Origin of the sequence: Pseudomonas algeriensis (genome assembly GCF_048847255.1) — a bacterium.
Lineage (GTDB): Bacteria > Pseudomonadota > Gammaproteobacteria > Pseudomonadales > Pseudomonadaceae > Aquipseudomonas.
In genome coordinates this window covers 145,972-167,193 of record NZ_JBKKRK010000006.1, presented here as the reverse complement: position 1 = coordinate 167,193, position 21,222 = coordinate 145,972, and the positions used below count along the sequence as shown (strand labels likewise).

General features: G+C 61.3%; 20 protein-coding genes and 1 pseudogene. 13 read left to right on the top strand and 8 right to left on the bottom strand.

What is annotated here, in order from left to right; genetic code table 11:
* Positions 1 to 153 precede the first annotated feature (153 nt).
* The 3 genes from ACLK1G_RS11520 to ACLK1G_RS11510 all read left to right on the top strand — a co-directional run bounded on the left by ACLK1G_RS11520 (position 154) and on the right by ACLK1G_RS11510 (position 1,037).
* A complete protein-coding gene (locus tag ACLK1G_RS11520) occupies positions 154 to 336 on the top strand; it encodes a DUF6124 family protein (RefSeq protein ID WP_420765542.1) in 183 nt (60 codons plus the stop codon).
* A 134-nt stretch (positions 337 to 470) separates the two neighbouring features.
* Positions 471 to 716 (top strand): hypothetical protein, encoded by a 246-nt coding sequence (locus tag ACLK1G_RS11515; protein ID WP_420765541.1) that lies wholly within the window; start codon positions 471 to 473, stop codon positions 714 to 716.
* Positions 717 to 776: 60 nt separating this feature from the next.
* On the top strand, positions 777 to 1,037 hold the full coding sequence (locus ACLK1G_RS11510; protein WP_420765540.1) for a hypothetical protein: 261 nt from the start codon (positions 777 to 779) through the stop codon (positions 1,035 to 1,037).
* Between the two features lie 158 nt (positions 1,038 to 1,195).
* On the opposite strand, the gene ACLK1G_RS11505 is transcribed toward ACLK1G_RS11510, so the two are convergent.
* Positions 1,196 to 1,912 (bottom strand): SIMPL domain-containing protein, encoded by a 717-nt coding sequence (locus ACLK1G_RS11505; protein WP_420765539.1) that lies wholly within the window; start codon positions 1,910 to 1,912, stop codon positions 1,196 to 1,198.
* Between the two features lie 344 nt (positions 1,913 to 2,256).
* On the opposite strand from ACLK1G_RS11505, the gene ACLK1G_RS11500 reads away from it, so the two are divergent.
* The 4 genes from ACLK1G_RS11500 to ACLK1G_RS11485 all read left to right on the top strand — a co-directional run bounded on the left by ACLK1G_RS11500 (position 2,257) and on the right by ACLK1G_RS11485 (position 6,892).
* Entirely contained in the window at positions 2,257 to 3,519 is a 1,263-nt protein-coding gene (locus ACLK1G_RS11500; protein WP_420765538.1) for an ATP-binding protein, read from the top strand.
* Positions 3,512 to 4,072: a response regulator transcription factor gene (locus ACLK1G_RS11495; RefSeq protein ID WP_003177957.1), complete on the top strand. Its 561-nt coding sequence runs from the start codon at positions 3,512 to 3,514 to the stop codon at positions 4,070 to 4,072. Before ACLK1G_RS11500 ends, ACLK1G_RS11495 begins: the two co-directional genes overlap by 8 nt.
* A gap of 90 nt (positions 4,073 to 4,162) precedes the next feature.
* Positions 4,163 to 5,890 carry an ABC transporter ATP-binding protein/permease gene (locus tag ACLK1G_RS11490; protein ID WP_420765537.1) on the top strand — a complete coding sequence of 576 codons (1,728 nt, stop codon included), beginning with the start codon at positions 4,163 to 4,165 and terminating at the stop codon, positions 5,888 to 5,890.
* 255 nt (positions 5,891 to 6,145) lie between these two features.
* Positions 6,146 to 6,892, top strand: coding sequence for a FadR/GntR family transcriptional regulator (locus ACLK1G_RS11485; RefSeq protein WP_420765536.1), 747 nt, complete (start codon positions 6,146 to 6,148; stop codon positions 6,890 to 6,892).
* Between the two features lie 215 nt (positions 6,893 to 7,107).
* On the opposite strand, the gene ACLK1G_RS11480 is transcribed toward ACLK1G_RS11485, so the two are convergent.
* Positions 7,108 to 7,449 carry a hypothetical protein gene (locus ACLK1G_RS11480; RefSeq protein WP_420765535.1) on the bottom strand — a complete coding sequence of 114 codons (342 nt, stop codon included), beginning with the start codon at positions 7,447 to 7,449 and terminating at the stop codon, positions 7,108 to 7,110.
* Positions 7,450 to 7,813: 364 nt separating this feature from the next.
* Between ACLK1G_RS11480 and kdgD the strand changes: the two genes are divergently transcribed.
* The 5 genes from kdgD to ACLK1G_RS11455 all read left to right on the top strand — a co-directional run bounded on the left by kdgD (position 7,814) and on the right by ACLK1G_RS11455 (position 14,438).
* Positions 7,814 to 8,725, top strand: a complete 912-nt coding sequence (gene kdgD / locus ACLK1G_RS11475) for a 5-dehydro-4-deoxyglucarate dehydratase (protein WP_186613371.1) — start codon at positions 7,814 to 7,816, stop codon at positions 8,723 to 8,725.
* Between the two features lie 128 nt (positions 8,726 to 8,853).
* Complete coding sequence (locus ACLK1G_RS11470; protein WP_420765534.1) at positions 8,854 to 10,299, top strand: aldehyde dehydrogenase family protein; 1,446 nt, start codon at positions 8,854 to 8,856, stop codon at positions 10,297 to 10,299.
* A gap of 85 nt (positions 10,300 to 10,384) precedes the next feature.
* Positions 10,385 to 11,749, top strand: coding sequence for an MFS transporter (locus ACLK1G_RS11465; RefSeq protein WP_420765533.1), 1,365 nt, complete (start codon positions 10,385 to 10,387; stop codon positions 11,747 to 11,749).
* Positions 11,750 to 11,761: 12 nt separating this feature from the next.
* Complete coding sequence (gene garD, locus ACLK1G_RS11460) at positions 11,762 to 13,315, top strand: galactarate dehydratase (RefSeq protein WP_420765532.1); 1,554 nt, start codon at positions 11,762 to 11,764, stop codon at positions 13,313 to 13,315.
* A 181-nt stretch (positions 13,316 to 13,496) separates the two neighbouring features.
* Positions 13,497 to 14,438 carry an AEC family transporter gene (locus ACLK1G_RS11455; RefSeq protein WP_420765531.1) on the top strand — a complete coding sequence of 314 codons (942 nt, stop codon included), beginning with the start codon at positions 13,497 to 13,499 and terminating at the stop codon, positions 14,436 to 14,438.
* Positions 14,439 to 14,574: 136 nt separating this feature from the next.
* Here the strand turns inward: ACLK1G_RS11455 and ACLK1G_RS11450 are convergent, their stop codons facing one another.
* The 6 genes and pseudogenes from ACLK1G_RS11450 to gatC form a co-directional block, all read right to left on the bottom strand.
* Positions 14,575 to 14,955, bottom strand: coding sequence for a carboxymuconolactone decarboxylase family protein (locus tag ACLK1G_RS11450; protein ID WP_420765530.1), 381 nt, complete (start codon positions 14,953 to 14,955; stop codon positions 14,575 to 14,577).
* Complete coding sequence (locus ACLK1G_RS11445) at positions 14,952 to 16,013, bottom strand: calcium/sodium antiporter (RefSeq protein ID WP_420765655.1); 1,062 nt, start codon at positions 16,011 to 16,013, stop codon at positions 14,952 to 14,954. Before ACLK1G_RS11445 ends, ACLK1G_RS11450 begins: the two co-directional genes overlap by 4 nt.
* Positions 16,014 to 16,062: 49 nt before the next feature.
* Entirely contained in the window at positions 16,063 to 16,440 is a 378-nt protein-coding gene (locus tag ACLK1G_RS11440; RefSeq protein ID WP_420765529.1) for a septal ring lytic transglycosylase RlpA family protein, read from the bottom strand.
* Positions 16,441 to 16,589: 149 nt separating this feature from the next.
* Positions 16,590 to 18,041: pseudogene (gene gatB, locus ACLK1G_RS11435) on the bottom strand (Asp-tRNA(Asn)/Glu-tRNA(Gln) amidotransferase subunit GatB); the annotation flags it as partial.
* Between the two features lie 143 nt (positions 18,042 to 18,184).
* Positions 18,185 to 19,636, bottom strand: a complete 1,452-nt coding sequence (gene gatA / locus ACLK1G_RS11430) for an Asp-tRNA(Asn)/Glu-tRNA(Gln) amidotransferase subunit GatA (RefSeq protein WP_420765528.1) — start codon at positions 19,634 to 19,636, stop codon at positions 18,185 to 18,187.
* Positions 19,637 to 19,652: 16 nt separating this feature from the next.
* Positions 19,653 to 19,940, bottom strand: a complete 288-nt coding sequence (gatC, locus tag ACLK1G_RS11425) for an Asp-tRNA(Asn)/Glu-tRNA(Gln) amidotransferase subunit GatC (RefSeq protein WP_039592252.1) — start codon at positions 19,938 to 19,940, stop codon at positions 19,653 to 19,655.
* Positions 19,941 to 20,154: 214 nt separating this feature from the next.
* Here gatC and mreB point away from each other — a divergent pair, with 214 nt between their 5' ends.
* Complete coding sequence (gene mreB, locus ACLK1G_RS11420) at positions 20,155 to 21,192, top strand: rod shape-determining protein MreB (protein ID WP_002555108.1); 1,038 nt, start codon at positions 20,155 to 20,157, stop codon at positions 21,190 to 21,192.
* The last annotated feature ends 30 nt before the right edge of the window (positions 21,193 to 21,222 follow it).

The window sequence follows — 21,222 nt, the reverse complement described above, 5'->3', positions numbered from 1 at the left end:
GCAGAATTCGACGGCATCGAAGACCTGCTGAAAGACCGCGCCGCCGCCGAGCGCGCCCTCAATCATTACCTCAACCCCAAACCTTCAGAACCTAGCACCGATCAGCGCATCGACAGCCTGTTCTCCGTCACCGCCAAAGCCGACGCCGATGCGTTGCTGACCAGCACCTGCGAAACCCTGGCCTCGATCAAAGCCATGGCCGAGGACCTGGCGTTTGAAGTGGAGGGTACGCGGCGCAGCGTGGCGCTGGGGATTCATCAGTTGGTGGAGTTGTGTCAGTTGCTGGTGGACAAGGCGTTGGATCAGCTTGAAGCGCCGGCCAGCCCAGCACCTTGAGAACCTCTGTATAGGCATACACCTGACAGATCTGACAGTAGCGACGCTGTGCGCCTGGAGGTACGTTGGATCCAGGCGCGCTCCTCTTCTGTAGCGATGCCGTTATTACTGAATTCATTGGAAGAGGTGTAATCATGGCTGCTAAAGAAATTCGCATGTCATTCGAAGATTTTGAGGGCGACGGTAAAAAAGAGCTGGTGGTTGAGTTTTACGCCAGAAAACAGCTCAAATTTGCGACGTATCTGACATCGTCAAGAGGCAACGGAACGTATGACAAGGTCGAGGTCAAAGGCGACGTCGACGGAGATGGCGATTTCGATGCCCGCGACAAGAAATTGATCCTCAAACTCGCTCAGGCCGCGACGGCTATGTTGAAGTAGTTTCGCGGTCTGCGTTGTGCTTGCTTCACGTGCGACTCCGATAAGCTTGATGGATGGCGTATGACCATGACGGCCGAAGAAATTCGCATCACATTCAGAAACCTGGACGATGGTGATTGTCCTGAAGTCAGGCTCGAATTCTACTGCGACGAAAGGTGCTATTTCGCGACCTTTGTTTCATCTTTGTTGAAGAATGGGATCTATAACGAGGTCGGTATAAAAATTGACCTGGATGGGGATGGTAAGCGAGATACCGACGATATTCTTCTGCTTACCCGCCTCGCTCAGGCAGCCGCGCCGTTGCTCAAGGTTGCTCCGTAAAGTCACTCTATAGACGGTATTCTCCGTTTCATGCACCCAGGTGTCAGGCTTGGGGCTGCTGCGCTCTAAGCATCGGACCAGTCCAGTGGGAACAAGCTCCCTCGCTACAGGTTTTCGGTGGTTCAGCCAGCAAACGAACTGGCTGAACCACGCCCAACTTATTGCATCAACACCTCAACAACCCCATCCGCCGTCATCGTCACTTTGCTGGTGCCTGCTTCCACTTCCGGCGTGACCGACTCGGCATCCATGGACGCCGCTTTCATCATCATCTGCGGGCGCATGTACGGTTGTGGATAACCGTTGGTGTTGAAGTTCAGGTTGACGATCTTGTAACCCTTGCCGCCCAAGGCTTCGGTGGCGAGTTGGGCGCGGGCCTTGAAGGCGTTGACGGCGTCCTTGAGCAGGGCGTCTTCGCTGGTCTGGCGGGTGGCGGTGGCGGTGGCGAAGTCCATGCCGGCCATTTTCATGTCGGTGAGCAATTCACCGGTGAGTTTGGACAGGGCGGCGAAGTCGGCGCTTTCCAGGCGCAGCTCGGCGCGTTCGCGCCAGCCGGTGATCTTCTGGCCCTTGTTATCGTAGACCGGGTAGCTGTTGCGGCTGCCTTGGCGCAGGTTGATGTCCTTGACCTGCTTGGCCTGGCCAATGGCTTTGTTCAGTGTGGTGCTGACGGTGGCCGCGAGTTTGGCCGGGTCGGTGTTCTGTTCCTCGGTGTAGAGGGTGACGATCATCAGGTCGCGGGCCACTTCCTGGCTGGCTTCGGCGCGCAGGGAAATCTGGTTGTAATGAAGCTCATCGGCGGCCACGGCCGGCAGGCTGGCAACGGTGCCGAGGCTGAGGGCGAGCAGGGCGGCGGGGCGACTGAACGTGTGCATGAAAGCTCCTTGGGATGATGCGCAGGGGTAGGTTCCGGGCCTGCGTGAACGATAAGACTCTAGCGTTTATGGTGCGGTTCGCACAGTTACAACTTCTATACAGATCGCAGCAAAGTGGCGCTTTTGTGGCGAGGGGATTTATCCCCGCTGGGGCGCGAAGCGGCCCCCAAATTTCACCGGTGAACATCTTAGGGCCTGCTGTGCAGTCCAGCGGGGATAAATCCCCTCGCCACAGGTTGGTGTGCCATTTCAGAGCTGTGGCGCTTTGCCGCATATCCGCCGCTGCAAGCCCTGCCTTGGTTATACTCCGTGCGATCCGCCTGGAGCGCTCATCAGGAGAGCTCATGCTCGCCCCTTTGCAAATGACTTCCGCTTCGCGCCAGAACCTATGGCGCCTGACGTTTATCCGCATTCTGGTCCTCGCAGCCCAGGCCGGCTCGGTGGGGCTTGCCTATTGGTTCGACCTGCTGCCGCTGCCTTGGCTGCAACTGGCAATCACGCTGGTCTTTTCCAGCGTACTTTGCGCGTTGACTGCGATTCGCCTGCGCACCTCATGGCCAGTGACCGAACTTGAATATGCTGTGCAACTGGCCTGCGACCTGTTTATCCACAGCGCGCTGCTGTATTTCTCCGGCGGCTCCACCAATCCTTTCGTCTCTTATTACCTGGTGCCGCTGACCATCGCCGCCGTGACACTGCCGTGGCGTTTTTCGCTGATCCTGTCCGGTATCGCCCTGGCGCTGTACACCTTGTTGCTGGCGCGCTTCTATCCGCTGGAAACCTTCCCCATCGCCCGGGAAAACCTGCAGATCTACGGCATGTGGCTGAGCTTCGCCCTGGCGGCTGCGGTCATCACCTTTTTTGCCGCGCGCATGGCCGAAGAATTGCGTCGCCAGGAAGAGTTGCGGGCGATCCGTCGTGAAGAAGGCCTGCGGGACGAGCAACTGCTGGCCGTGGCGACCCAGGCCGCCGGCGCTGCCCATGAACTGGGCACGCCGCTGGCGACCATGAGCGTGCTGCTCAAGGAAATGCGCCAGGACCATAAAGACCCGGCGTTGCAAGAAGACCTCAGTGTGCTGCAAGACCAGGTCAAGCTCTGCAAGGAAACCCTGCAATACCTGGTGCGCGCCGCCGAAGCCAACCGCCGGCTGGACATCGACATGCAGGCGGTCACGTTCTGGCTCGACGATGCCCTGAACCGTTGGCACCTGATGCGCCCCGAAGCCAGTTATCGCTTCCAGTGCCTGGGCAAGGGCACGGTGCCGCGCATGGCGCCGCCGCCGGACTTGACCCAGGCCTTGCTGAACCTGCTGAACAATGCCGCCGACGCCTGCCCGGAAAACTTGGAAGTGGTGCTGGACTGGGACGCCTATGAACTGACGATCTGTATTCGCGATCACGGCGCCGGTGTGCCGCTGGCGATTGCCGAGCAGATCGGCAAACCGTTTTTCACTACCAAGGGCAAGGGTTTCGGCCTGGGCCTGTTTTTGAGCAAGGCCAGCGTGACACGCGCCGGCGGCTCGGTGAAACTCTACCCCCATGAGGAAGGCGGTACGCTCACCGAGCTGCGCCTGCCCCATGCCGACCGAGGAGACGAATATGAGTGACGAGATCCAAGTCGACGGCGAAGAACTGCCGCACCTGCTGCTGGTGGATGACGACGCCACCTTTACCCGCGTCATGGCCCGGGCCATGTCCCGTCGCGGTTTTCGGGTCAGCACCGCCGGTTCCGCCGAAGAGGGCCTGACCATCGCCCAGGCCGACCTGCCGGACTATGCCGCCCTCGACCTGAAAATGGACGGCGACTCCGGCCTGGTGCTGCTGCCCAAGCTGCTGGAGCTGGACCCGGAGATGCGCGTGGTGATCCTCACCGGTTATTCGAGCATTGCCACCGCGGTCGAGGCCATCAAGCGCGGCGCGTGCAACTACCTGTGCAAACCGGCGGATGCCGACGATGTGCTGGCGGCGCTGCTGTCCGAGCACGCCGACCTCGATACCCTGGTGCCGGAAAACCCCATGTCGGTGGATCGCCTGCAATGGGAACACATCCAGCGGGTGCTGACCGAGCACGAAGGCAATATTTCCGCCACGGCTCGTGCCTTGGGCATGCACCGGCGGACCTTGCAGCGCAAATTGCAGAAGCGTCCGGTGCGTCGCTGAACCTGCGCTGAACGAATGCTGTCCCTCTCGCGACAGATCGGGCCGTTGCTCTATCATCGGCCCGAGTTATTCCTTTATTGAGCCTTAACCATGAATCAGAACGCTGAATATTCCGCGGTCAATGACGCGGTGCGCGGCCATTTTTTGCGCCGTGTCTGGCAGATGACCACGCCATACTGGCGCAGTGAGGAGAAGGGCAAGGCCTGGACGCTATTGATCGCCGTGATCGCGCTGTCGTTGTTCAGCGTGGCGATTTCGGTGTGGGTCAACAGTTGGTACAGGGATTTCTACAACGCCCTGCAAGAAAAGGACACCGTGGCATTCTGGCGGTTGATCCTGTACTTCTGCGGCATCGCGGCGGTAGCGATCCTGGGCGCGGTGTACCGCTTGTACCTCACGCAAATGCTCACCATCCGCTGGCGGGCCTGGCTCACCGAGCAGCATTTCGCCCGCTGGCTCAACAACAAGAACTACTACCGGCTGGAGCAGGGTGGCTACACGGACAACCCCGACCAGCGGATCTCCGAAGACCTCAACAGTTTTACCAGCAACACGCTGGAGCTGGGCCTGGGGCTGCTTCGCACGGTGGTCAGCCTGGTGTCGTTCTCGATTATCTTGTGGGGCGTGTCTGGCAGCATCGAGGTGTTCGGCTACACCATCCCTGGCTATATGTTCTGGTGCGCGTTGGTCTATGCGGCGGTGGGCAGTTGGCTGACGCACCTGATCGGCCGTCGCCTGATCGGTCTGAACAACAACCAGCAGCGCTTCGAAGCCGACCTGCGTTTCTCCATGGTGCGGGTGCGCGAGAACGCCGAGAGCATCGCGCTCTATGGCGGCGAGCCTAATGAGAATCGTCGCTTGAGTGGTCGTTTCGGCCTGGTCTGGCACAACTTCTGGGACATCATGCGGGTGTCCAAGCGCCTGACATTCTTCACGTCCGGCTACGGCCAGATCGCAATCATTTTCCCATTCATCGTCGCCGCGCCGCGTTATTTCGCGGGCAAGATCCAACTGGGCGAGCTCATGCAGATCAATTCGGCGTTCGGTAATGTGCAGGAGAATTTCAGTTGGTTCATTACCGCCTACGCCAACCTCGCCGCGTGGCGCGCCACCTGTGACCGTCTGCTGAGTTTCCGCCAGGCGATGAGCGACAACGAAGAGCGCGTGCCGGCCATTGATGTACAGAGCCAGGGCAACGAGCTGAAGGTCCACGATCTCGGGCTGGACCTGAACGATGGTCGGCATCTGCTGACCCATGGCGAACTGAGCGTGGAGCCGGGCGAGCGGGTGATGCTCAGTGGTCGCTCCGGCAGCGGCAAGTCAACGTTGCTGCGGGCGATGGGGCATCTGTGGCCTGCGGGGCATGGCAGCATTCTCCTGCCCTCGGCGCGTTATCTGTTCCTGCCGCAAAAGCCCTACTTGCCGATTGGCAGCCTGCGGGAAGTGCTGAGTTACCCACAGGCCGGCGATGTCTACCCCAACGAACGTTATGCACAGGTGCTCGAAACCTGTCGCCTGCCGCATCTGGTGGCGCGGTTGGATGAAAGCAACCACTGGCAGCGCATGCTCTCGCCCGGCGAGCAACAACGCCTGGCCTTTGCCCGTGCGTTGCTTTACGCGCCACTGTGGTTGTACATGGACGAAGCGACTTCGGCGATGGATGAAGAAGACGAGGCGACGTTGTACCAGGCGCTGATCGACCAGTTGCCAGGCCTGAGCATTGTCAGTGTCGGGCACCGAAGCAGCTTGAAACGTTTCCATCCGCGACACGTGCGTATCGAAAATGGCCAACTGGTGGAGCAGGCCGTGACCGCTTGATTGTCATTGTCGAACGCTGTTGTGGCGAGGGGATTTATCCCCGCTGGGCGCGAAGCGCCCCTTTCAAATCAACGGTCTCGATATTGAGTCTGCCAATAGACCAAGGGGCTGCTACGCAGCCCAGCGGGGATAAATCCCCTCGCCACAGCGATGCATGGCAGTAACCTTTGAAAAGGCCCACCAGTGAGCACGGTGATCGTACAACCACGTTGCGCTATGATGCATACTTAGCCGCCTGTCAGATAGAGACACACCATGGAAAACCCGATCAACGTCCCACGCCTTCCCCGCAAGCGCCGCAGCCTGGCGCAGGAGCTGGTGACGGTGCTGACCGAGCAGATTCGCGACGGCCTGCTCAAGCGTGGCGATAAGTTGCCCACCGAGTCGGCGATCATGGAAGCCCATGGCGTCAGCCGCACGGTGGTGCGCGAGGCAATTTCCCGTTTGCAGGCGGCCGGCCAGGTTGAAACCCGCCATGGCATCGGCACCTTCGTGCTGGACACACCCAGCCCGAGCGGCTTTCGCATCGACCCGGCGACGGTGGTCACGCTGCGCGATGTGCTGGCGATCCTGGAGTTGCGCATCAGCCTGGAAGTGGAATCCGCCGGGCTCGCGGCGCAGCGCCGCAGCGATGAGCAACTGTCGGCGATGCGGGCGGCGCTCGATGCCTTGAACGAAAGCGCGGCCCACGCCAGCGACGCGGTGGCCTCGGACTTCGCCTTCCATCTGGAAATCGCCCTGTCCACCGGCAACCGTTACTTCACGGACATCATGACCCACCTGGGCACCAGCATCATCCCGCGCACCCGGCTGAACTCGGCGCGCCTGGCCCATGACGACCAACAGCACTACATGGATCGACTGAGTCGCGAGCACGAGGAAATCTACGAGGCCATCGCTCGCCAGGATTCCGATGCGGCCCGTGCGGCCATGCGCTTGCACCTGACCAACAGTCGTGAGCGGCTGCGCCAGGCCCATGAAGAGGCGCAGGCGCAGGGCTGAAAGTCGCTCACTGCTCGGGCGCCGAGGATGCTGTTGTGGCGAGGGAGCTTGCTCCCGCTGGGCTGCGAAGCGGCCCCCTCAGCTCTTTGAGCGATCCGTCCTTCTACAGGTTGGCGACTGCTTCGCAGTCGAACGGGAGCAAGCTCCCTCGCCACAGGGTAGTGGTGTCCAGCTTTACGACTTTGCACCGTTCGATAAAGAGTGAATGCGCAGTCCTACGCCTTGATCCGCAACATTAGCGGGTCGGATTTGTCATCCCCGCCGCTCTCATAGGTCACTTCGTAACGAAGCTCAACCGATTCGCCTTTGAAAGCTTCCAAGTCGGCGTTAGTTAGAGCCACTTTCACATTCATGCGTAGCGTACCTTCCTCGCCATCGGTCAAGGGTGTAAACGCGCCTACGGAACGCGTAAGAGTCAGAGTCAGCATGGCGTTCGAGTACTTGTGGAATTCTGCATCCGGAATGTTCACGGTTAACGTCTTTGTCTTTGACAGGTTGATCGTCACTGCGTCTTGGTCTGGAAATTCCTCGAGCGTGGGCTTTGCATACGTCTCCATGTGTCACTCCTGTGAGGCGGCCCTGATCGTCACGTACGGGCGACTCACTTACAGTTTATGAAAAGGATCATGGCCGAGCTTTGCACGGCCATGCCTGGGTTATGCCCCCATGCCGCAACGGCGCCTACTGGCAGAGTTGACAGTGGCGACAAGCGGTTCCGGTTCTCAGTCCACAAGTTTCATCCGTCTCCCATCACCCAAAGCCCCGTTCTACAAGGCTTCCCGCCAAACACCCGTTGCCCGCTTCCCGACAAAAGACGAAATACAGTTGACGCCCACATTTTAAGTTGTACGATGACCTACAACTTCACATGAAGCTGAACCATTTCCACAACACAACATTTGCGTCCAGGGTGTTCGAATAATGAATCCACAAGAACTGAAGTCCATCCTCTCGTCGGGCCTGCTGTCGTTCCCGGTTACCGATTTCACTGCCAATGGCGATTTCAATCGCGACAGCTACATCAAGCGCCTCGAGTGGCTGGCCCCGTACGGCGCCTCTGCATTGTTCGCGGCGGGCGGCACCGGTGAATTCTTCTCCCTGGCCGCCAGTGAGTATTCGCAAGTCATCAAGACTGCCGTCGATACCTGCGCCACCAGCGTGCCAATCCTCGCCGGCGTCGGCGGTGCCACCCGCCAGGCTATCGAATACGCTCAGGAAGCCGAGCGCCTGGGCGCCAAGGGTCTGTTGCTGCTGCCGCACTACCTGACCGAAGCCAGCCAGGACGGCGTTGCCGCCCACGTTGAAGCCGTGTGCAAATCGGTGAAGATCGGCGTGGTGGTGTACAACCGCAACGTCTGCCGCCTGAACGCGACCCAGCTGGAACAACTGGCCGAGCGCTGCCCGAACCTGATCGGCTACAAGGACGGCCTGGGCGACATCGAACTGATGGTGTCGATCCGTCGTCGCCTCGGCGACCGTTTCAGCTACCTGGGCGGCCTGCCGACCGCTGAAGTCTACGCCGCGGCCTACAAGGCCCTGGGCGTGCCGGTCTACTCCTCGGCGGTGTTCAACTTCATCCCGAAAACCGCGATGGACTTCTACCACGCCATTGCCCGCGAAGATCACGAGACTGTCGGCAAGATCATCGACGACTTCTTCCTGCCATACCTGGACATCCGCAACCGCAAGGCGGGTTACGCGGTGAGCATCGTCAAGGCCGGCGCGAAGATCGTTGGTTATGACGCGGGCCCAGTGCGCACGCCGCTGACCGACCTGCTGCCAGAAGAGTACGAAGCCCTGGCCGCGCTGATCGACAAGCAAGGCAAGCAGTAACAGACCCGACAAGGCCGCTGAGCAATCAGCGGCTTTTTGCGTAAGGCTTGATCGTTTCCACGTGCGCGTGGAAACGCAGCCAGGGACGCCCTGCGTTCCTAGACAGCTTTTGTGAGAGGAGAAGCTCCGTGGCAGATGCAAAGCGTTTCGATAACTACATCAACGGTGAGTGGGTGGCCGGTGCTGACTATTGCACCAACATCAACCCGTCTGACTTGTCCGACGTCATCGGTGAATACGCCAAGGCTGACACAGCGCAAGTCAACGCCGCCATCGAAGCCGCCCGTGCCGCGTTCCCGGCCTGGTCGACCTCGGGCATCCAGGCCCGTCACGATGCGCTGGACAAAGTCGGCAGCGAAATTCTCGCCCGTCGCGAAGAGCTTGGCCAACTGCTGGCCCGGGAAGAGGGTAAGACCCTGCCCGAAGCCATCGGCGAAGTAACCCGCGCTGGCAACATTTTCAAATTCTTCGCCGGTGAATGCCTGCGCCTGTCGGGCGACTACGTGCCGTCGGTGCGCCCGGGCGTCAACGTCGAAGTGACCCGCGAAGCCCTCGGCGTGGTTGGTCTGATCACTCCGTGGAACTTCCCGATCGCCATCCCTGCGTGGAAAATTGCCCCGGCCCTGGCCTACGGCAACTGCGTGGTGATCAAGCCCGCCGAGCTGGTGCCGGGCTGCGCCTGGGCCCTGGCCGAAATCATTTCCCGTGCCGGCTTCCCGGCCGGTGCGTTCAACCTGGTGATGGGCAGCGGCCGTGTGGTCGGTGACATTCTGGTCAACAGCCCGAAAGTCGATGGCATCAGCTTCACCGGTTCCGTGGGCGTCGGCCGGCAGATCGCGGTCAACTGCGTGGCGCGCCAAGCCAAGGTCCAGCTGGAAATGGGCGGCAAGAACCCGCAGATCATCCTCGACGACGCCGACCTCAAGCAGGCGGTCGAATTGGCGGTGCAGAGCGCGTTCTACTCCACCGGCCAGCGTTGCACGGCATCGAGCCGACTGATCGTCACTGCCGGTATCCACGACAAGTTCGTTGCGGCCATGGCCGAGCGCATGCAATCGATCAAGGTCGGTCACGCGCTGAAGGCTGGCACCGACATCGGCCCGGTCGTTTCCGAAGCCCAGCTCAACCAGGACTTGAAGTACATCGACATCGGCCAGAGCGAAGGTGCGCGGCTGGTCAGCGGTGGTGGTGTAGTGACTTGCGACACCGAAGGTTACTTCCTGGCGCCGACCCTGTTCGCCGACAGCGAGGCTTCGATGCGCATCAGCCGCGAAGAGATCTTCGGCCCGGTGGCCAACGTCGTGCGCGTGGCTGACTACGAGGCGGCGCTGGCGATGGCCAACGACACCGAGTTCGGCTTGTCGGCCGGTATCGCCACCACGTCGTTGAAGTACGCCAACCACTTCAAGCGCCACTCCCAAGCAGGCATGGTGATGGTCAACCTGCCGACCGCCGGCGTGGATTACCATGTTCCGTTCGGTGGGCGCAAAGGTTCGTCCTACGGTTCGCGCGAGCAAGGTCGCTACGCGCAAGAGTTCTACACCGTGGTGAAGACCTCCTACATCGGCTCGTAATACGCAAGACCGGTCGGCGCCGGGCTCTGGCGCCGACCGTACAATTTGATTTCCCGCATAAAAATAAATAGTGGAAGTAGATTACATGCAAGAGACCAAGCCGACGCACGTCCGCTATTTGATCCTGCTCATGCTGTTTTTGGTGACGACGATCAACTATGCCGACCGCGCCACCATCGCCATCGCTGGTTCCAGCCTGCAAAAAGACCTCGGCATCGACGCCGTCACCCTCGGTTACATCTTCTCCGCTTTCGGCTGGGCCTACGTGGCCGGGCAGATTCCTGGCGGCTGGCTGCTCGACCGTTTCGGGTCGAAGAAAATCTATGCACTGAGCATTTTCACCTGGTCGCTGTTCACCGTGCTGCAGGGCTATGTCGGTGAGTTCGGCATGTCCACGGCGGTGGTTGCGCTGTTCATGCTGCGCTTTCTGGTCGGGCTGGCCGAAGCGCCTTCTTTCCCCGGCAACGCCCGTATCGTCGCGGCCTGGTTTCCCACCGCCGAACGTGGCACCGCCTCGGCGATCTTCAACTCGGCGCAGTATTTCGCCACCGTATTGTTCGCGCCGCTGATGGGCTGGATCGTCTACCGCTTCGGCTGGCAGCACGTGTTCATCGTCATGGGCGTGATCGGCATCGTGTTCTCGCTCGTCTGGCTGAAGGTCATCTACAGCCCGCGCCAGCACCCGATGATCAACGAGGCCGAGTTCAACCACATCGCTTCCAATGGCGCGATGGTCGACATGGACCAGGACAAGGGCAAGGAAAAGAAAGCCGACGGTCCGAAGTGGGATTACATTCGCCAACTGCTGACCAACCGCATGATGCTCGGCGTGTACCTGGGCCAGTACTGCATCAACGGCATCACCTATTTCTTCCTGACCTGGTTCCCGGTGTACCTGGTGCAGGAGCGCGGCATGACCATCCTCAAGGCCGGTTTCATCGCGTCCTTGCCGGCCATTTGCGGTTTCATTGGTGGCGTCCTCGGCGGGGTGATTTCCGACTACCTGCTGCGCAAGGGCCATTCGCTGACCTTCGCCCGCAAGGCGCCAATCATCGCCGGGCTGCTGGTGTCCAGCAGCATCGTGGCGTGCAACTACGTCGATATCGAATGGATGGTGGTGGGCTTCATGGCCCTGGCATTCTTCGGCAAGGGCGTGGGCGCATTGGGTTGGGCCGTGGTGTCCGACACGTCGCCAAAACAGATCGCCGGCTTGAGCGGTGGCCTGTTCAACACCTTCGGCAACCTGGCGTCGATCACCACGCCAATCGTCATCGGCTACATCATCAGCTCCACTGGCTCGTTCAAATGGGCCCTGGTGTTCGTCGGTTGCAACGCGCTGATGGCGGTGTTCAGCTATCTGGTCATCGTGGGCCCGATCAAGCGTGTGGTGCTCAAGGAGCCCACGGCCAGGGAAGCCGACCTATCCAGCCTGTCTGAAGCCAAATCCTGAGGAATGGCGTCCATGAATCTGATTGAACATGCCGATTCGCCCCGTTACATCCGCCTGCACGAGCGGGACAACGTGGTGATTGTTGTCAACGACCAGGGCGTACCCGCCGGGACCGAGTTCCCGGACGGCCTGGTCACCGTGGACTTCGTGCCACAGAGCCACAAGGTCACCCTGGTGGACATTCCCGAGGGTGGCGAGGTGATTCGCTACGGCCAGGTCATTGGCTACGCGCTGCAACCGATCCCTCGTGGCAGCTGGGTCAAGGAAGACCAATTGCGCATGCCCACCGCGCCACCCTTGGACAGCCTGCCGCTGTCCACCGATGTGCCGGCGGCGGATGCGCCACTGGAAGGCTACACCTTCGAGGGCTACCGCAACGCCGACGGCACCGTCGGCACGCGCAACATCCTGGGCATCACCACCACGGTGCAGTGCGTCACCGGGGTGCTGGACCATGCGGTCAAGCGCATCAAGGAAGAGCTACTGCCCAAGTACCCGAACGTCGATGACGTGGTGGCGCTGACCCACAGCTATGGCTGCGGTGTGGCGATCACCGCCACCGACGCCTACATCCCGATCCGCACCGTGCGCAACCTGGCGCGCAACCCGAACCTGGGTGGCGAGGCGCTGGTGATCAGCCTGGGCTGCGAGAAATTGCAGGCCGGGCAGGTGATGCACGAAGGCGATAGCTCGGTGGACCTCAGCGAGCCATGGTTGTATCGCTTGCAGGATTCCAGCCACGGCTTTACCGAGATGATCGAGCAGATCATGGAGTTGGCCGAGACGCGCCTGAAGAAACTCGACCAGCGTCGCCGCGAAACCGTGCCCGCCTCGGAACTGATCCTGGGCATGCAGTGCGGCGGCAGCGATGCGTTCTCCGGCATCACCGCCAACCCGGCCCTGGGCTACGCCTCGGACCTGTTGCTGCGGGCCGGTGCGACGGTGATGTTCTCTGAAGTCACCGAAGTGCGCGATGCGATCTACCTGCTGACCTCCCGGGCGCAAACCCAGGAAGTCGCCCAGGAACTGGTGCGCGAAATGGACTGGTACGACCGTTACCTGGCCAAGGGCGAGGCCGATCGCAGCGCCAACACCACGCCGGGCAACAAGAAGGGTGGGTTGTCGAACATCGTCGAGAAGTCCTTGGGCTCGATCGTCAAATCCGGCAGCAGCGCAATCAGCGGCGTGCTTGGCCCGGGTGAGCGCTTCAAGCAAAAGGGCCTGATCTTCTGCGCCACGCCGGCCAGCGACTTTGTCTGCGGCACGCTGCAACTGGCGGCGGGGATGAACCTGCACGTGTTCACTACCGGTCGGGGCACCCCGTACGGCTTGGCCATGGCGCCGGTGGTGAAGGTCTCGACCCGTACCGAACTGGCCCAGCGCTGGCCGGACCTGATCGACATCGACGCCGGCCGCATCGCCACCGGGCGCGCGACCATCGAAGAGTTGGGCTGGGAGCTGTTCCACTACTACCTGGACGTGGCCAGCGGCAAGAAACAGACCTGGGCCGAGCGGCACAAGTTGTTCAACGACATTACCTTGTTCAACCCGGCGCCGATTACCTGATCCGGCGCTGATCGCGAGCAGGCTCGCTCCCACAGGGATGTGGGGGTGAATGTGGATTCTGTTATCGCTGGAGATCCAATGTGGGAGCGAGCCTGCTCGCGAAGAGGCTCGACCAGACGCCAACGTCGTGAGTGGCTTATCATTAGCCACCTAACGACACCTCCTTCTCAAGGTCCTCGGCATGCTGGCAATTTTCCTCGAAACCCTGAACGTCACCGCGCCGGTGTTCGCCATGCTGTTTCTGGGGACGCTGCTCAAGCGCATCGGCTGGATCAACGACAACTTCATCCACATCGCCTCGTCGCTGGTGTTCAACGTCACCATGCCGGCGCTGTTGTTCCTTGGCATTCTGCACGCTGATTTGCACGCGGCGTTGCAGCCAGACCTGCTGATCTATTTCTCGATTGCCACCCTGGTGAGTTTCGCCATGGCCTGGGGCTGGGCGATCTGGCGTTGCCCGCGGGAGGATCGCGGGATCTACACCCAGGGCGCGTTTCGTGGCAACAACGGCGTGATCGGCCTGGCATTGGCCGCGAGCATGTATGGCGACTATGGGATTTCCCTGGGGGCGATTCTCGCGGCGCTGGTGATCCTGTTCTACAACACCCTGTCGACCATCGTCCTGGCGGTCTACAGCCCGGTGATCAAGTCCGACCCCTGGAGCATCTGCAAGAGCGTGATCAGCAACCCGCTGATCATCAGCGTGCTTGCCGCCGCGCCGTTCGCCTATTTACAGATCGGCCTGCCGAACTGGTTCGAGACGTCGGCCAAGTATCTGTCCCAAATGACCTTGCCCCTGGCGCTGATCTGCATCGGCGGCACGCTGTCCCTGGCGGCCTTGCGCAAGAGCGGCAAGATGGCCCTGAGTTCGAGCCTGGTGAAGATGGTCGGCTTGCCGTTGGTGACTACTCTGGGCGCATGGTTGTGGGGTTTTCGCGGGGCGGAACTGGGGATCTTGTTCCTGTACTTCGGCAGCCCCACCGCCGCCGCCAGCTACGTCATGGCCCGCGCCGCGAATGGCAACCACGAGCTGGCGGCGGCGATCATCGTCATCACCACCTTGATGGCGGCGATTACCACCAACCTGGGGATCTTTGTGTTGCAGTGGGGTGGGTGGATCTAGCTTCAGGTTTGCAGCGTTCTATCGATCCTTTCGCGAGCAGGCTCGCTCCCACAGGGGATTCTTGGTGGGCACAAATCTGGTGTTCACCACCGGCCAAATGTGGGAGCGAGCCTGCTCGCGAAGGCGATCGCCCAATTCACTCAGGTTTCTGGTAACTATCGATCACTTCCTGCGCCGCCCGAAACGCATCGATCGCCGCTGGCACGCCCGCGTACACCGCGCAATGCAGCAACGCTTCGCGAATTTCTTCTACCGTGCAGCCATTGTTCAGCGCGCCACGCACGTGGCCCTTGAGTTCCTGCGGGCACTTGAGGGCGGTGAGGGCGGCGAGGGTGATCAGGCTGCGGGTCTTCAGCGGCAGGCCTTCGCGGCTCCAGACGCTGCCCCAGGCATGTTCGTTCACGAAATCCTGCAGCGGCTGGGTGAATTCGGTGGCGCTGCCCAGGGCGCGGTCGACGAACGCATCGCCCATCACTTTGCGACGCATATCGAGGCCGGTCTTTGGATTGTCAGTCATGGCAAATCCCTCTTGTGGTGTTGGCGGCGCCAGGCGCGCAAGGATGTGAACAGCAGAAACGCGAGCAGGGCCGGCAGCACGTAGAACAACATCAGTCGTTCTAGCTGGCCGGCCAATGGCATGCCGGTGGTGAACGACACCACGTGCAGCCCGTACGCCGTGTACAAGCCCAGGAACAGCAGCCCTTCGGCACGGGTGACGCGATAGCCGGAATAGAACACCGGCAGGCACAGCACCGCGACGCCAAGCATCACCGGCAGGTCGAAGGCCAGGGCATTGGGCGAGACCGAGAGCGCAGAAGGCGCGGCGAGGGCGGTCACGCCCAATACACCCAGAAGGTTGAACAGGTTGCTGCCGATTACGTTGCCTACCGCGATGTCCCGTTGACCCCGAAGGGCGGCGATCAACGAAGTGGCGAGCTCCGGCAGCGAGGTGCTCACGGCAACGATGGTCAGGCCGATGATGCGCTCGGACAACCCCAGGTCGGTCGCCACTTCCACCGCCGCGCCCAATAACAGGTGCCCGGCGAAGACCAGCATCGCCAGGCCCGAAACGATCATCACCAGGCTCTTGGGCCAGGAACCATGGGCAACTGCGCCTCCCAGCGGATGCGGTCGCGCGGAGTGCCGGGACTGGCGCAGCAACAGGCCCAGGTACACCGCCAGGGCTACCAGCAGCAGGACGCCGTCGAGTCGGGTCAGTTCTTCGTTCCAGGCCAGCACGAACACCAGCAGGCTGGCGCCGATCATCAGCGGGATGTCCAAGCGCACCAATTGACGCGAGACGCGCAGCGGAATGATCAGCGCCGACAGCCCGAGGGTGACGAGGATGTTGAAGGTACTGCTGCCGATCACACTCCCCACGGCGATATCAGCGTTCTGTGCCAGGGTCGCTTGCAGGCTGACAGCCATTTGCGGTGCGCTGCTGCCGAATGCGACGACGGTCAGGCCGATAATCAGCGGCCGCACCTGCAAGCGTGCCGCCAGCCCCACGGCGGCACGCACCAGCAACTCGGCGCCGGCGACCAGCAACAGCAGGGCGCCACACAGTTCGATCAGGCTGAGCAGCGGTAAAGCATTGATCAGGGAAATGGCCGGGCTCCGTCTATCAGTCGTCGAGGGCTTGCACACGCACACGCGCGGTACCGCTGCGCAGCATGCCCAATTGTTCGGCCGCGGCGCGGGACACATCGATCAGGCGCCCACGGGTATACGGGCCACGATCGTTGATACGGACCACGACGCTGTCGTTGTTTTTCAGGTTGGTGACTTTCACCCGGGTGCCGAACGGCAACTGGCGATGCGCGGCGGTCAGGCCGTGCTGGTCGAAGCGCTCGCCGCTGGCGGTACGCTTGCCATGGTGCCTGGAGCCGTAATAGGAGGCGACGCCGGTCTGGTCGTAGCCGTGTGGATCGACCGTCCCGCTCTGGCTGGCGCAACCGGCCAGCAGGGACAGCAGGGCGCAGGCGCCGAGGAGACGCTTCATCTGAGAGGTTCCAAATACAAATGTGGGAGCGAGCTTGCTCGCGATGGGGCCATCACATTCAACATCTAGGTTGACTGTCATACCGCTATCGCGAGCAAGCCCGCTCCCACAGGGGGTTGAGCCAGATTCAAAGACTGGCTCCATGGCAATCAGCCCTCGAGCTTGCTTTTCAGCAGTTCGTTGACTTGCTGAGGGTTGGCCTTGCCCTTGGAAGCTTTCATGGCCTGGCCGACGAAGAAGCCGAACATCTTGCCGCGCTTGGCTTCGTCCGCCGCACGGTATTGCTCGACCTGCTCGGCGTTGGCCGCGAGCACTTCATCGAGCACGGCGCTGATCGCACCGGTGTCGGTGACCTGCTTCAAGCCGCGCTTGTCGATGATTTCGTCTGCGCTGCCCTCACCATTGGCCATGGCTTCGAATACCATTTTGGCAATCTTGCCGGAAATGGTGTTGTCCTTGATCCGCAACAGCATGCCGCCCAGTTGCTCGGCCGACACCGGCGACTCGTCGATTTCCAGGCCCTGCTTGTTCAACAGGCTGCCCAACTCGACCATCACCCAGTTGGCCGCCAGCTTGGCGTCGCCGCCGATGCTCACGACTTTCTCGAAGTAGTCGGCCTGTTCGCGGCTGGTGGCCAGGACGTTGGCGTCATAGCTCGACAGCCCGAACTGCGCCTGGAAGCGCTCGCGTTTCTGTGGCGGCAGTTCCGGCAGGGTGGCGCGTACTTCATCGAGGAACGAATGCTCGATGACCACCGGCAGCAGGTCCGGGTCGGGGAAGTAACGGTAGTCGTTGGCTTCTTCCTTGCTGCGCATCGGACGGGTCTCGTCCTTGTTCGGGTCGTACAGGCGGGTCTGCTGGATGACCTTGCCGCCGTCCTCGATCAGTTCGATCTGGCGTTGGATCTCGCTGTTGATCGCCTTTTCGATGAAGCGGAACGAGTTGACGTTCTTGATCTCGCAGCGGGTGCCGAACTCGGCCTGGCCCTTGGGACGGATCGACACGTTGCAGTCGCAACGCAGCGAGCCCTCGGCCATATTGCCGTCGCAGATGCCCAGGTAGCGCACCAGGGCATGGATCGCTTTGACGTAGGCCACGGCTTCCTTGGCGCTGCGCATGTCCGGCTCTGAGACGATTTCCAGCAGCGGCGTGCCGGCGCGGTTCAGGTCGATGCCGGTGGCGCCGTTGAATTCTTCGTGCAGGCTTTTGCCGGCGTCTTCTTCCAGATGCGCGCGGGTGATGCCGACGCGCTTGACCGTGCCGTCTTCCAGGGCGATGTCCAGGTGGCCCTTGCCGACGATCGGCAGCTCCATCTGGCTGATCTGGTAGCCCTTGGGCAGGTCCGGGTAGAAGTAGTTCTTGCGGGCGAACACGTTGTGCTGGCCGATCTCGGCGTCAATCGCCAGGCCGAACATCACCGCCATGCGCACCGCTTCGGCGTTGAGCACGGGCAGTACGCCGGGCATGCCCAGGTCAACCAGGCTGGCCTGGGTGTTGGGCTCGGAACCGAAGGTGGTCGAGCTACCGGAAAAGATTTTCGACCGGGTGGTGAGCTGGGTATGAATCTCCAGCCCGATCACGACTTCCCATTGCATGTGTTTCTCCTCAGAAGTCTTATCAGGGGATTTTGAAACGTCGCGAGCGAAGGTAAGGCAAGGCGAAAACTGGCGAGAAAGCGGAGTTGACTTTAGTCAATGAGCATTTCGAGCCAGTTTTCAACGCAGCATTACCGAGCGCAGCAGTTTCAAAACCCCTGAGGGGTGCGGGTGTGCCAGTCAGTGTTTAACTGGTACTGGTGCGCCACGTTGAGCAGGCGGCCTTCCTGGAAATACGGCGCGAGCAACTGCACGCCCACCGGCAGGCCATCGACGAAACCGGCCGGCATGGACAGGCCCGGCAAGCCGGCGAGGTTGGCGGTGATGGTGTAGACGTCTTCCAGGTACTCGGCGACCGGGTCGCTGTTCTTAGCGCCGAGCTTCCAGGCCGGGTTCGGCGTGGTCGGGCCGAGGATGATGTCGACCTCGTTGAAGGCGGCCATGAAGTCGTTCTTCACCAGGCGGCGGATTTTCTGCGCCTTCAGGTAATAGGCATCGTAGTAACCGGCGGACAACGCGTAGGCGCCAACCATGATCCGGCGCTGCACTTCGGCGCCGAAGCCTTCGCCACGGGAGCGCTTGTACAGGTCGACCAGATTTTGCGGGTTCTCGCAGCGATAGCCGAAGCGCACGCCGTCGAAGCGCGACAGGTTCGAGGACGCTTCCGCCGGGGCGATCACGTAATACGCAGGGATCGCGTGCTGCATGTTCGGCAGGCTGATTTGCTTGATGACCGCGCCGAGCTTTTCCAGCTCCTTGATGCTGTTTTGAATCAGATCGGCGATGCGCGGGTCGAGGCCGGCGCCGAAATATTCCTTCGGCACGCCGATGCGCAGGCCTTGCAGCGAACCGTTGAGGCTGGCGCTGTAGTCCGGCACCGGTTCATCGATGCTGGTGGAATCGTTCGGGTCGAAGCCGGCCATGCCTTGGAGCAGGATCGCGCAGTCTTCGGCGGTGCGGGCCAGCGGGCCACCCTGGTCGAGGCTGGAGGCGTAGGCAATCATGCCCCAGCGCGAGACGCGGCCGTAGGTCGGTTTCAGGCCGGTGAGGTTGGTGAACGCAGCTGGCTGGCGAATCGAGCCACCGGTGTCGGTGGCGGTGGCGGCCGGCAACAGGCGCGCGGCCACCGCGGCGGCGGAACCACCGGACGAGCCGCCCGGTACGTGTTCAAGGTTCCACGGGTTTTTCACCGCGCCGTAATGGCTCGACTCGTTGGCCGAGCCCATGGCGAACTCGTCCATGTTGGTCTTGCCCAGGGTCACGGTGCCGGCGGCGGCCAGCTTGGCGACCACGGTGGCATCGTACGGGGCCTTGAAATTGTCGAGCATCTTCGAGCCGCAGCTGGTGCGGATGCCCTGTGTGCAAAACAGGTCCTTGTGGGCAATCGGCGCGCCAAGCAGGGCGCCGTTCTCACCCTTGGCGCGACGGGCGTCGGCGGCCTTGGCCTGGCTCAGGGCCAGTTCTTCGGTGAGGCTGATGAAACTGTTGAGCTGCGGATCGAGCTGGGCGATGCGCGCCAGCAGGGCCTTGGTCAGCTCTTCGGAGGAAAACTTTTTGTCGGCGAGTCCGCGGGCGATCTCGGCCAGGGTCATCTGATGCATGAGAGGCTCTTTCCCTTTAGTCGATGACTTTCGGAACCAGGTACAGGCCGTTTTCGACCGCTGGCGCGATGGACTGGTAGGCCTCGCGGTTATTGGACTCGGTGACGACGTCGGCGCGCAGGCGCTGGCTGGCTTCCAGTGGGTGGGCCAGCGGCTCGATACCGTCGGTATCGACCGCCTGCATTTCGTCGACCAGCCCGAGGATGCTGTTCAGGGCAGAAGTAATGTGTGGAAGATCGGCTTCATTGAGGCCCAGGCAGGCCAGATGAGCGATTTTTTCCACGTCGGAGCGTTCAAGCGCCATGGGATTCTCCAGTGGAAAACAAAACGGACGCAGTCTGTCCGTGTGTTAGATTGTCGGAACACTACCGCATTTCTACGGCGCTACGGCCGCGATTGTAGGGTTTGGTGCACAGAAAAGCGGCCAATTTAACATATTGGCGCCTTGCCCAAAATCCCTGTCGTTGTTAGAGTTTGCCGCACTTTTTTACCCACGCGTTGCCTAGGGTCCCTTTCCCATGTTCAAGAAACTGCGTGGCATGTTTTCCAGCGATCTCTCCATCGACCTGGGCACTGCCAACACCCTTATTTACGTGCGCGAGCGCGGTATCGTCCTGAATGAACCCTCGGTCGTGGCCATCCGCACCCACGGTAACCAGAAAAGTGTCGTGGCTGTCGGTACGGAAGCCAAGCGCATGCTGGGCCGTACACCGGGCAACATTGCAGCCATTCGCCCCATGAAGGACGGCGTGATCGCCGACTTCAGCGTCTGCGAAAAGATGCTGCAGTACTTCATCAACAAGGTTCACGAAAACAGTTTTCTGCAGCCCAGCCCTCGTGTGCTGATCTGCGTGCCCTGCAAGTCCACCCAGGTGGAGCGTCGCGCCATCCGTGAATCGGCCCTGGGTGCCGGTGCTCGCGAAGTATTCCTGATTGAAGAGCCAATGGCCGCAGCCATCGGTGCCGGCCTGCCGGTGGAAGAAGCCCGTGGTTCGATGGTCGTCGATATCGGTGGTGGTACCACTGAAATCGCCTTGATCTCCCTCAACGGTGTGGTCTACGCCGAATCCGTGCGTGTGGGCGGCGACCGTTTCGACGAAGCGATCATCACCTACGTACGTCGCAACTACGGCAGCCTGATCGGCGAATCCACCGCCGAGCGCATCAAGCAGGAAATCGGCACGGCCTACCCGGGCGGTGAAGTGCGCGAAGTCGATGTTCGCGGTCGCAACCTGGCCGAAGGCGTTCCACGCGCGTTCACGCTCAACTCCAACGAAGTGCTCGAAGCGCTGCAAGAGTCGCTGGCAACCATCGTCCAGGCCGTCAAGAGCGCCCTGGAGCAATCGCCGCCGGAGCTGGCCTCGGACATCGCCGAGCGCGGCCTGGTGCTGACCGGTGGTGGCGCGCTGTTGCGTGACCTCGACAAACTGCTGGCCCAGGAAACCGGCCTGCCGGTGATCGTTGCCGAAGACCCGCTGACGTGCGTTGCCCGCGGTGGTGGCCGTGCGCTGGAAATGATGGACAAGCACACCATGGACCTGCTCTCCAGCGAATAAATCTGGCGCAGTGGTCTATGTTGTTTGCGC

What these genes read in the sequence shown, in the direction of transcription:
- ACLK1G_RS11515 (WP_420765541.1), top strand. Translation starts at nt 471, where the DNA reads ATGGCTGCTAAAGAAATTCGCATGTCATTCGAAGATTTTGAGGGCGAC.
- ACLK1G_RS11510 (WP_420765540.1), top strand. Translation starts at nt 777, where the DNA reads ATGACCATGACGGCCGAAGAAATTCGCATCACATTCAGAAACCTGGAC.
- ACLK1G_RS11505 (WP_420765539.1), bottom strand. Translation starts at nt 1,912, where the DNA reads ATGCACACGTTCAGTCGCCCCGCCGCCCTGCTCGCCCTCAGCCTCGGC.
- ACLK1G_RS11500 (WP_420765538.1), top strand. Translation starts at nt 2,257, where the DNA reads ATGCTCGCCCCTTTGCAAATGACTTCCGCTTCGCGCCAGAACCTATGG.
- ACLK1G_RS11495 (WP_003177957.1), top strand. Translation starts at nt 3,512, where the DNA reads ATGAGTGACGAGATCCAAGTCGACGGCGAAGAACTGCCGCACCTGCTG.
- ACLK1G_RS11490 (WP_420765537.1), top strand. Translation starts at nt 4,163, where the DNA reads ATGAATCAGAACGCTGAATATTCCGCGGTCAATGACGCGGTGCGCGGC.
- ACLK1G_RS11485 (WP_420765536.1), top strand. Translation starts at nt 6,146, where the DNA reads ATGGAAAACCCGATCAACGTCCCACGCCTTCCCCGCAAGCGCCGCAGC.
- ACLK1G_RS11480 (WP_420765535.1), bottom strand. Translation starts at nt 7,449, where the DNA reads ATGGAGACGTATGCAAAGCCCACGCTCGAGGAATTTCCAGACCAAGAC.
- kdgD (WP_186613371.1), top strand. Translation starts at nt 7,814, where the DNA reads ATGAATCCACAAGAACTGAAGTCCATCCTCTCGTCGGGCCTGCTGTCG.
- ACLK1G_RS11465 (WP_420765533.1), top strand. Translation starts at nt 10,385, where the DNA reads ATGCAAGAGACCAAGCCGACGCACGTCCGCTATTTGATCCTGCTCATG.
- garD (WP_420765532.1), top strand. Translation starts at nt 11,762, where the DNA reads ATGAATCTGATTGAACATGCCGATTCGCCCCGTTACATCCGCCTGCAC.
- ACLK1G_RS11455 (WP_420765531.1), top strand. Translation starts at nt 13,497, where the DNA reads ATGCTGGCAATTTTCCTCGAAACCCTGAACGTCACCGCGCCGGTGTTC.
- ACLK1G_RS11450 (WP_420765530.1), bottom strand. Translation starts at nt 14,955, where the DNA reads ATGACTGACAATCCAAAGACCGGCCTCGATATGCGTCGCAAAGTGATG.
- ACLK1G_RS11440 (WP_420765529.1), bottom strand. Translation starts at nt 16,440, where the DNA reads ATGAAGCGTCTCCTCGGCGCCTGCGCCCTGCTGTCCCTGCTGGCCGGT.
- gatA (WP_420765528.1), bottom strand. Translation starts at nt 19,636, where the DNA reads ATGCATCAGATGACCCTGGCCGAGATCGCCCGCGGACTCGCCGACAAA.
- gatC (WP_039592252.1), bottom strand. Translation starts at nt 19,940, where the DNA reads ATGGCGCTTGAACGCTCCGACGTGGAAAAAATCGCTCATCTGGCCTGC.
- mreB (WP_002555108.1), top strand. Translation starts at nt 20,155, where the DNA reads ATGTTCAAGAAACTGCGTGGCATGTTTTCCAGCGATCTCTCCATCGAC.